The 3,576-nt window shown below is 66.4% G+C and carries 5 protein-coding genes and 1 pseudogene; 5 read left to right on the top strand and 1 reads right to left on the bottom strand.

The genetic code is table 11. The features are described 5' to 3' along the window. From VJS38_RS01220 to VJS38_RS01210, 3 genes and pseudogenes are all read left to right on the top strand, one after another. A pseudogene (locus tag VJS38_RS01220) lies at positions 1–110 on the top strand (IS5/IS1182 family transposase); the annotation flags it as partial. 157 nt (positions 111–267) lie between these two features. Further along, positions 268–474, top strand: a complete 207-nt coding sequence (locus VJS38_RS01215) for a type II toxin-antitoxin system prevent-host-death family antitoxin (protein ID WP_324086332.1) — start codon at positions 268–270, stop codon at positions 472–474. Beyond that, entirely contained in the window at positions 471–779 is a 309-nt protein-coding gene (locus VJS38_RS01210; protein WP_324086331.1) for a Txe/YoeB family addiction module toxin, read from the top strand. Before VJS38_RS01215 ends, VJS38_RS01210 begins: the two co-directional genes overlap by 4 nt. Positions 780–813: 34 nt before the next feature. On the opposite strand, the gene VJS38_RS01205 is transcribed toward VJS38_RS01210, so the two are convergent. Then, complete coding sequence (locus VJS38_RS01205; RefSeq protein WP_324086330.1) at positions 814–1,296, bottom strand: universal stress protein; 483 nt, start codon at positions 1,294–1,296, stop codon at positions 814–816. Between the two features lie 356 nt (positions 1,297–1,652). On the opposite strand from VJS38_RS01205, the gene VJS38_RS01200 reads away from it, so the two are divergent. Then, the gene (locus tag VJS38_RS01200; RefSeq protein WP_324086329.1) at positions 1,653–2,816 is read left to right on the top strand and encodes an efflux RND transporter periplasmic adaptor subunit; all 1,164 of its coding nucleotides are present in this window, start codon (positions 1,653–1,655) and stop codon (positions 2,814–2,816) included. 6 nt (positions 2,817–2,822) lie between these two features. Next, a partial coding sequence (locus VJS38_RS01195) for an efflux RND transporter permease subunit (RefSeq protein WP_324086328.1) occupies positions 2,823–3,576 on the top strand: 754 nt, incomplete at its 3' end.

Raw genomic sequence — 3,576 nt, 5'->3', positions numbered from 1 at the left:
GCCGCAACCGGCGACTGGCCAAGGACTTCGAGGAGACCATTGAAAGCTCCACCGCCTGGCTCCTAATGGCCTCCGTTCAACTCATGGCCCGACGGATCGCAAACCCATGATGTCCCTCGAAAACATTATGAGTCAGACTCTGAGGCCCATTGCCCGGCAGAACTGTTCGCGACTTCAAATTGTACGAATTAATGTACATATGAGCGGCCGGAGGTCGCCATGGACGTACTCAGCTATTCCGAAACGCGCGCCAAACTTAAGTAAGTGATGGACAGCGTCGTAGACGACCACTCGCCCGTGGTGGTCACCCGCAAGCGGGGCGAGGCCGTCGTTATGGTGTCCCTCGCCGATTGGAGGGCGATGGAAGAGACGCTTCACCTCCTGAAGAGCCCTGAAGATGCACGGCGCCTGAACGAGTCGATTGCCGAGCTCGAGGCCGGCGGCGGCAGCGAGCAGATGCTGGTCGAGCCTTGAAGCTCGTCTTCGCTGAACGTGCCTGGGAAGATTACCTTCATTGGCAGCATTCGGATCCGAACACCTTAGAGCGCCTGAACGGGCTCATCCGAGAATGCGCGCGCACGCCATTTCAAGGCATGGGCAAGCCGGAGCCGCTTAACGGCGATCTCAAGGGCTGGTGGTCGCGCCGTATCACGCTTGAGGATCGTTTGGTCTACCGCGTCGCGGGCCCTCCAGGGGCTCAGGAGCTGCAGATCGCACAGTGCCGTTATCGCTACTTAGCGGAGCTGATCGGGATGACGAGGAAAGATGGGACCTGTTGACCCGAATTCGTCGCCCTGAGACCCATCCCCGGCCTCAGGCCGTGACCTCCGGCTCCTGGCCCATCGCCCGGCAGAACTGTTCGTAGCTGATGTCGGCCTTGGCGATCAGCAGGCTGCAGGTGAGGTAGTCGCTCAGATAGGCGCCGTTCGGACCCGACCACCAGCGCTGGAGCAGGTTCTGCCGGCGGTGGCCGACGATGACCAGGTCGGCCTTGATCTCGCGGGCGTAGGCGGCGATCTCCTGGGCGGGCTCGCCGCGCACCAGCTTGCCCTTCACCTGCAGGCCGAACCGGCCCAGCCCGCGCACTGCTTCCTCGAGCAGCGTCTTGTAGGTGTCGTCCTGGTAGGCCATGGCGCCGGCGTAGGCGCCCTCGGCCACACGCATCCCGGGTGTCTCGGGCACAACTGCTAGAATATACATCTCGGCCCCGAGCTGGCGAACGAGCAAAGCGCCTTCCCGTAGGGCCGTGCGGCCCTCGCGCGAGCCGTCGTAAGCGACGATGACCCTGTTATGCACTCTTGTTTTCCTCCCGCCGTGACCGGCGCCGCACACGCTATACCAACTCTCGTATGAATGCACTTGCCCCACCAAGGCGCCGGCCTTCACGGACTTTTGGCCGACATTGAAGGAGATTAATGCTCTTCCAGTAATGTGAAAATTGCCGTCGCAAAACGGTGGTAATCGCTTGGATGCGGGTGCGGATGGAAGACAGCCGGGACAGCGGATGCGCGCCCTTGTTTCCAAGCTGACGCACGTTTCTTCAGCTGCAATCTTTGCGCCGCAGGCGTCCCGCCGGCGCGATGACTCTCGCCTTGCCGCAGATCTGCGTTAGTGCTTTTAGCACCCGACCTGCCATCGGGGACTTGGACTGCATGCCGTCGAAATTGCTGGCCGCGTTCGGACTTGTGCTCCTGGCGACGACGGCCGGCTGCGCCAGGAAGGATTCCCCCAAGGCGGCGCCGACGCCCGAGGCCGGCTATGTGGTGCTGGCGACCCAGGCCGCGCCGCTGGAGATCGAGCTGGCCGGGCGGACCTCCGCCTACGAGACCTCGGACGTGCGCCCGCAGGTGTCGGGCCTGATCCAGGCGCGCCGATTCGAGGAAGGCTCGATCGTCAAGCAGGGCCAGACGCTCTACGAGATCGACCCCAGTCTCTATCGCGCGGCGGTCTCCCAGGCCCAGGCCAACCTCGCCAACGCCGAGGCGAACCGCACCGCCGCGCAGGCCAAGGCGGCGCGCTACAAGCCGCTGGCGGCTATCGAGGCGGTGAGCAAGCAGGACTACACCGACGCCGTCGCCGCCGCCCAGCAGGCGGCCGCCCAGGTCGAGCAGATGCGCGCTGCGCTGCAGACCGCCAAGATCAACCTCGCCTTCACGCGGGTGCCGGCGCCGATCGGCGGCCAGGTCGGCCGCTCGCTGGTCACCACCGGGGCCCTGGTCACCAGCGGCCAGACCGGCGCCATGACCACCATCGCCCGGCTGGATCCGATCTATGTCGACATCCAGCAGTCGAGCACCGACCTCGTGGCGCTGCGCCGGCAGCTGGCGTCCGGCGGCGTCATGCCGTCCAGCGCGACCGTGCGCCTGGTGCTGGAGGACGGAACCCTCTACCCCCTGCCGGGCCGCCTGGAGTTCACCGAGCCGCTGGTCGACCCCAGCACCGGGTCGGTGACGCTGCGCGCCCGCTTCCCGAACCCGCACAACCTTCTGCTGCCCGGCATGTTCGTCCGCGCGCAGCTGTCGCAGGCGACGGTGCGGAATGCGATCCTGGCGCCGCAGCAGGCGGTTTCGCGCGCCCCCAACGGCGACGCCACCGTCCTGGTGATCGGCCCGGACAACAAGGCGACGCTGCGCCAGATCAAGGCGACCCGCACCGTCGGCGACAAGTGGCTGGTCACCGACGGCCTCGCCGCCGGCGAGCGGCTGATCACCGAGGGCCTGATCCGCATCAAGCCCGGCCAGACGGTGCGCCCGGCGCCGGCGGGCTCGCCGCCGTCCGCGCCGCCACCGGCGCCTTTGCCCGCGGCGGGACGCTGATCGCCGATGATCTCGCGCATCTTCATCGACCGGCCGGTCTTCGCCTGGGTCATCGCCATCGTCATCATGATGGCTGGGGTCGCCGGCATCCTGTCGCTCTCGGTGGCCCAGTACCCGGACATCGCCCCGCCGACGATCAACATCCGCGCCAACTATCCGGGCGCCTCGGCCGAGATCCTCGAGACCAGCGTCACCCAGGTGATCGAGCAGCAGCTCACCGGTCTCGACGGGATGATCTATTTCCAGTCGACATCGAGCTCCGCCGGAACGGTGGCGATCACCGTCACCTTCGAGAAGGGCGTCGACCCCGACATCGCCCAGGTGCAGGTGCAGAACAAGGTGCAGCAGGCGCTGCCGCGGCTGCCGCAGGAGGTGCAGGCCCAGGGCCTGACGGTAACCAAGTCGAACGCCGACTTCCTGGCCGTGGTCGCGATCTATGACGAGACCGACCGCGCCTCCAGCGGCGACATCGGCGACTATCTCATCTCCAACATGCAGGAGCCGATCGGCCGCCTGCAGGGGGTGGGCGACATCAACGCGTTCGGCGCTCAGTACGCCATGCGCATCTGGCTCGACCCGTTCAAGCTGTCGAGCTTCAGCCTGATGCCCAGCGACGTCGTCGCCGCGCTGCAGTCGCAGAACACCCAGGTCGCCGCGGGCGAGATCGGCGGCCTGCCGCAGCCGGCCGGCCAGCAGCTGGACGTCACCGTGACCGCCCAGTCGAGGCTCTCCACGCCCGAACAGTTCCGCAAGATCATCC

Source organism: Phenylobacterium sp., from assembly GCF_035276905.1.
GTDB lineage: Bacteria > Pseudomonadota > Alphaproteobacteria > Caulobacterales > Caulobacteraceae > Phenylobacterium.
The sequence above is the reverse complement of the archived record's forward strand: the minus strand, read 5'-3'. Positions and strand labels throughout refer to the sequence as shown.

What these genes read in the sequence shown, in the direction of transcription:
- VJS38_RS01215 (WP_324086332.1), top strand. Translation starts at nt 268, where the DNA reads ATGGACAGCGTCGTAGACGACCACTCGCCCGTGGTGGTCACCCGCAAG.
- VJS38_RS01200 (WP_324086329.1), top strand. Translation starts at nt 1,653, where the DNA reads ATGCCGTCGAAATTGCTGGCCGCGTTCGGACTTGTGCTCCTGGCGACG.